Origin of the sequence: Mesohalobacter halotolerans, assembly GCF_006120725.1 — a bacterium.
Classification (GTDB): domain Bacteria; phylum Bacteroidota; class Bacteroidia; order Flavobacteriales; family Flavobacteriaceae; genus Psychroflexus; species Psychroflexus halotolerans.
In genome coordinates this window covers 956,715-963,267 of the sequence record NZ_SWMU01000001.1, presented here as the reverse complement: position 1 = coordinate 963,267, position 6,553 = coordinate 956,715, and the positions used below count along the sequence as shown (strand labels likewise).

At 36.2% G+C, this 6,553-nt stretch carries 3 protein-coding genes; 1 reads left to right on the top strand and 2 read right to left on the bottom strand.

What is annotated here, in order from left to right; all coding sequences use genetic code 11:
* Positions 1 to 4,526, bottom strand: a 4,526-nt coding sequence (locus tag FCN74_RS04485; protein ID WP_138931378.1) for an FG-GAP-like repeat-containing protein, incomplete at its 3' end; no start/stop codon positions are given.
* A gap of 217 nt (positions 4,527 to 4,743) precedes the next feature.
* A complete protein-coding gene (locus tag FCN74_RS04480; RefSeq protein ID WP_138931377.1) occupies positions 4,744 to 5,343 on the bottom strand; it encodes a riboflavin synthase in 600 nt (199 codons plus the stop codon).
* A 111-nt stretch (positions 5,344 to 5,454) separates the two neighbouring features.
* Here FCN74_RS04480 and pdxA point away from each other — a divergent pair, with 111 nt between their 5' ends.
* Positions 5,455 to 6,507, top strand: coding sequence for a 4-hydroxythreonine-4-phosphate dehydrogenase PdxA (gene pdxA / locus FCN74_RS04475; RefSeq protein WP_138931376.1), 1,053 nt, complete (start codon positions 5,455 to 5,457; stop codon positions 6,505 to 6,507).
* Positions 6,508 to 6,553: the final 46 nt, after the last annotated feature.

Genomic DNA, 6,553 nt, shown 5'->3' with positions numbered 1-6,553 from the left:
AAAAACCCGTCGTTGTCATCGTCGCATTCGACCAAATCCGGTGGGTCTAAGTTGACTGGGGCTGAGTCTGTCACTGACAGCTCAAAGCTGGCTACCTCAAAGCAACTTGTATCGCCTTGGTTTTCTAGTCTTACCCAAATGGTTTGAGGATTGCTCGTGTTTTGGTAGGTCGTAGGATCGCCAATCGGGTTGACTCCGCCGGTGGCGTCGGGTTGGGAAATGTGGTATGTTGCGTTATAATTAGGATTATTAGTTAAAAAATCAGAAAGAGCTAACGTCAAATTAAAAATTACTTGACCATCGGCATCATCATCACATTCTTCTAATGTGCCAAAATCTGGTGGTAAGTTTGGTAAAACATTGATAACTAAAGTCAAGTTTGTGAATGCTTCACAACCCGTTGAGGGGTCAAAAACTCTGACCTCTAATGTTTGTGGGTTTACGGTGTTGACGAAGTTATTTATCGGGTTGATCGGATTATCATTGTCTAAATCGACTTGACTTTCAAAAAACTCAACTTCTAGTGTTGTGTCACCTTGTGTAATCTCATTAATTTTAGTGCTCAAGTCAAATGTTGCAGTTTCATCACTTAAGTCTCCACCGGATGAAGCTTGGCAAACTTCGATAGGTGTTGGATCAGAAATATCATTTTCTAAGGACGCACAACCATCCTCGTTAATCGTAAGTAAATAGTCTTCAACTTCACCGTTAGCGGCAGAACCATAAGGTAAGCCAACAGCCAATTCATCACTACTTAATCTTAATCTCAAAAATTTATTTTCAACTGAGGTGTCAAAGTTATTGGGAACATTAAAAATAAGCTGATAGGTGTCTGAACCAGAGTTTGCAGGAATAGTTAAAAGTTCAGATTTCTCGTCAGTGTCAGCTATAAAATCACCATCAACATTCCAGTCTAAAAAGCCGTGTGCAAATACTGGCTCATTACTATTATTGGTCACTTCTACATCTATTTCAAAAGTCCCGCCAGGTGAAGGATTTGTAAATAAAAATAATGAAATAGCGTCTTCTTCATTTCCATCACCTGTCGCATCAGGAGTAGGTTGATTTGTTGGTTCATCACCTGGTAAAATTGAGCCAAAAAATACATCTGAATTAATTAAGGCTCCTGCTGCAACTGGGACACTATTTTCATTCAAATCATAAGTGATTGGAGCATCCCCATAATCAAATAGACCTCCAGTTATGTTGACTTGACAATCAAATATCTCTAAACAACCTCCAGCAGATACTGCTTGTAAAGATAAGTTTACAAATCCATTTGCTAAATCTTGATCACTTATAAGATATGTAGTTGTACCGGAATTCGGATTTGTAAAATCGCCCTGAGTTCCAGAAGTCCAAGTTATGGATGCTGCATTAGAAACTGTGAAGTTCAAATCTATCGTAGTGTCAGAGATGGTGACATCACCCGGGCAAGATCCAGTAATAGTCGGGAGAGCTGCGGGTGTTATACTATCTGCGCCTGAAGCAACGCCTGTGTCATTAATATTTGTTGGAATTTGAGAGACCTCAATCGATAAATCAATTGGATCTGTTCCGATAAAAATGTCCACATCAAATGTTGAAATTCCTCCAGGTAAGTTGAAAATATCGAGAGATTGAATACCATTTTGTTGAGATAGGGCATTGGGAACATTAGGATAATTCGGATCAAAAATATTAGGTTCTGCAAGAACAAGTCCATTTGTCAAATTATATGGTTCTCCATTAAAAACGGTACCTGTTCCAGATAGGTCTAAAGTAAGCACAGTATTGTTAAGGGTTAAACCGCTTTGGTTGTTAATCGTTATTGTAGCAGTACTAAAATCATCAGGACAGCTTCCGTCTCCAGTCATTGAAACATCAACTGTAATTTGTTCTCCAGGCACACAATCTGATGTAGTTCCATTAAATGTAAGATCATCACTAGTATTTGCTGTACCATCGAAACCATCTAAGCCTGTCTCAGTACCAAAACTAAAATCTGTGTTTGGATTAAAGATGACAAAAGGGTTTATGCCAGCTTCGGCTGTCGCCTCTACAGCAACAGTATAATCATAATCACCAGCGGGTAAACCATTAATGTCATATACATATTCATAAGTAGCACAAGTCTGAGCTGGAAGCTTTGTTACGATAAGATTTTCATACCAAACAATTTTATCTTCTGATGTTGATATAGAAAGTACATCAGGGTCATTATCTCCATCAAAATCTCCAGCAAAAACAGTCTGTGGCTCATTAATATTACCGGTGACAAATTGTTCTGCACCAAAATTTCCACTGCCATCATTTTCAAACCAGCTTATTTTAGATTGAGATGTAAATGTTCCAGAAGAACCTAATACATCTAAGTCACCATCACTGTCAAAATCTACTGTAAATATGGACTGAGCAGAATTTGCAGTATTGCTTATAAAGACTTCTGGTCCAAAATTTCCACTGCCATCATTTTCAAACCATGTGACTTGATTTGCACCGGTAGCAATTATATCAATTGCACCATCGCCATTTATATCTGCTACCTTAACTTCTTCGTCTGTAGAAGCAGATATATTTATAAATTGTTCAGGTCCAAAATTTCCGGAGCCATCATTTTGGTACCAAGCTATTTTATCATCAGTTGCTGAAGTTGAAACGACATCTAAGTCACCATCGCCATCAAAATCTCCTGCAGCAGCAGAACTCGCTCCAATAGCATTTGCTGTTATAATCTGTTGTGGACCAAAATTACCAGTGCCGTCATTTTGATACCAAGCGACATTATCGTCATCACCAAAAGCGACTAATATATCCAAATTCCCATCATTATCTAAGTCTGCAGTTGAAATATCATTTGGGATTTCTAGTGATGATGATACAATTATTTGGTTAGTAAAATTACCTGCACCATCATTTTCAAACCAAGTGATTTCGTTGGGAAAATCTCCGGCAGCTAAAACATCTTGATCACCATCACCGTCAAGATCGGCAGCATAAACCAATCTTGCCGTTCCCATGTTTGAAGAGATGGGTTGCTGAGCACCAAAATTACCCGCACCGTCATTGGCGTACCAGGCAACTTTTTCGTCATTTAAATTTGCGGAAATGACATCTAGATCGCCATCGCCATCTAGATCTGCAGCAAAAACATCACCCAATTCATCATTTTCATTTATCGATACAATTTGTTCTGGTCCAATAGCAATATCTGAAATAAAAGGATTTGAGCCAACTAAATCAGAAGATTGGAGGTTAAATCCATTTGGTGGTAGGTGATTTATATCATTGGCGTCCATTACTGCATTTCCCGTACCTATATTGCAAACCTCAACTGTGTAAAACACTTGTGCGTCACAACCCACACCAGAATTTGTGACTTGAACATCAATATTTGCAAACTCGGCACAATTGCCATCATCGACTCGATCTATCGGATCAGAAATATTGTTGGCAACTTGCTCTTCAGAATCAACTTCAACTTGATCTGGCAGGTCAGAAAACAATAAAGGGACTTCATTTCCAGGTGTACTACCATCAAAATTGACCACAGCATACAATTGTGTAGCACTTAAAAATGTTTGGCTCGTAACTAAACTATTAAAAGTACCTCCGTTGGCAGGAATATTTTGCACATTTAAATCTTCAGTAAATAAATACTGCGTTCCCGGCACAGTAGGGTCACCATCATAATATGATATCTTTAAAACATCATTGAAAGGATTTAGCAAATCATTGTTTGTTATGGTGTATTGCACTGAGCCTTCTGGTGGTCCTGGATTACAATTTATAAGTTCATAGTTAGAAAGTTCAATAGTAAGATCGAATGCATTTGAAAGGTCTGGCGGGTCACCATCGCAACCTACTTGCGTAATATCTTGAACGAAATTTACAGCGTTATTCTGAAGCGCTGTATAATTAGGTGCACTAAAGTAGCCATTGGGAGAGGCCACATTAGTTCCTTGAAGTTCTGTACAACCAGAGGCAGTATCTACAGCTAATAAAATAATTATGATGCCTTGACTTTTAATTTGAGTCGCAAGATTGGTTAGGTTTGCTGGGACTTGATCACAAAACGCATCGGTTAAAAGTACAATGACCTTAGGAACACTTCTGTCTGTTACGGGATTTTGATTAACCCAATTAAAAGCATTTAAAAGTGCTGTATAGATATCAGTGCCACCAGAAAAGGGTCTGGTAGATTCACCAAATGCCACCACATCTGAAATTTCGGTTGTATAATTTGGACCAGCTATAGGAAAATTAAACTCTAAAAAGTTACCTGGACCCGATGACCAGTTACTAATTGAAATTCTTGTTTCCGAATCGTCAGTTCCAAGGGAGCCAGCGAAAGAGAGCCCTAATTGAGTTATAAAATCCTTTGATTGCTGAAATTCTGTTGCATCTACTGAACCCGAAATATCATTTGCAATATGAATGTCTAATCCAGTATTACATTCCTCATCATCTTGTGCACTTAAATTTGAAAAACATAAAAAACATAAAAAACATAAAATTAGGCTATATGGGTATAAATTAATTTTCATAAAACAATGGAATGACACAAAATTTAAAAGTCCAATATTATTAAATTTTAAGATATTTTTCTGTTAAAATCAAGATTAATATGCGTTCTAAATTATTTTTGGATATTAATATATTTTGTCATGAATACAATAGGCAATATTTAATTGGATATATATCAATAAAATAATCCTAAATCTGAAATTAAACTAGTCTGTAATGAAAGTAAAGATGAAAACTCTAATCGTTTTTTAACTCGAAAAGCCTTTTTACATATTTACCTATGACATCAAACTCAAGATTGACAATTTCACCAGCTTCAAGTGTCTTAAATGTGGTGTGATGGTAAGTGTAAGGGATAATTGAAACACTGAAGGAATTGATTTCGCTATCGACAACGGTTAAACTTACACCGTTGATTGTAATCGATCCTTTTTCAATGGTAACATTATTAAACTTTGAGTCATACTCAAAACGAAAAACCCAGCTTCCGCCTATCTCTTCAGCTTGAATACATTGAGCCGTTTGGTCAACATGACCTTGAACAATATGACCGTCAAGACGAGAATTGATTAAAGCGCCACGTTCTAAGTTGAGCTTGCTACCAACCGTCAATTTTCCAAAATTGGTTTTTTTTAACGTCTCATCAATGGCAGTTACCCTATAAGTACTTTTAGAGTAATCTACCGAAACAACCGTAAGACAAACACCGTTATGTGAGACACTTTGGTCAATTTTGAGTTCTTTTGCTATTTGGGCTTTAATGTCAAAATTGACATTGGTTTTATCCTTTTCTATATTTATAACTTCGCCAATTTCTTCAATGATTCCTGTAAACATAAAGCAGATTTATTTAATTATCTTTGCATGCAAATTTAGTTTAAATAAAAAGTATTATCTATTTAAAGTCTTATGTTAATTTTTATTTAGCGTATATTGAGATCTGAATTTATGACAAAAAAAATTACAAAATCTTCAAAAAGTCTTCCAAAAGTCGGTATAAGTATTGGCGACATCAACGGCATTGGTTCTGAAATTATTTTAAAGACCTTTGAGGATGAGCGGATGCTTGAGTTTTGTACACCAGTGATATTCGCACATACTAAAATGTTGTCTTTTTTAAAAAGACATTTCAAACTCAACTTAAAATTTCAAGGTGTAAAATCATCGGAAAAGATTATTGAAGGAAAAATCAATGTGGTCAATTCATGGAAAAATAACCCTAAAATAGAATTTGGTCAAGAACACAAAGCCGCAGGAGTTTTTGCTATTAAATCTTTACGTTCTGCGACAAATGCTTTAAAAGCAGGGCATGTCGATGTGTTAGTGACCGCACCTATACATAAAAACAGTATCCAGGCAGACGACTTTAAATTTCCGGGCCACACCGATTTTTTAGAACAAGAACTCGGTGGTAATGCCTTGATGTTTATGGTCTCAGACCCTATAAAAGTTGGATTACTTACAGATCATGTGCCTGTAAAAGATATTTCAAAGCATATCACTCCAGATCGCATAAAACAAAAAATAAACACAGTCAAAAACTCATTAAAACAAGACTATCAAATTGATGTCCCAAAGATAGCTGTATTAGGTATCAACCCACATACTGGAGATAATGGTGTTATTGGTAAAGAAGACGATGATATTATAAGACCTACTTTGTCTGAAATAAACAAAACTGAGCCTTATGTATTTGGCCCCTATGCTGCTGATAGTTTTTTTGGATCTAAGAACTATAAAAATTTTGACGCCATTGTTGCAGCTTATCATGATCAAGGTTTAATTCCATTCAAAACCTTATCTTTTGGACACGGTGTGAATTTTACTGCGGGTTTAAATTATATAAGAACTTCTCCAGATCATGGAACAGGTTTTGATATCGCAGGTCAAGGTAAAGCAGACCCAAGTTCGTTTACAAAAGCAGTTTTTGAGGCTATTAAAATTAATAACAATAGAACAGAATATAAGCAATTGACTAAAAACCCGCTTAAAGTCAAGTAATCGAGGTTAGGTTCATAAAATTAAATTTTAAATCAGATAATTTCTA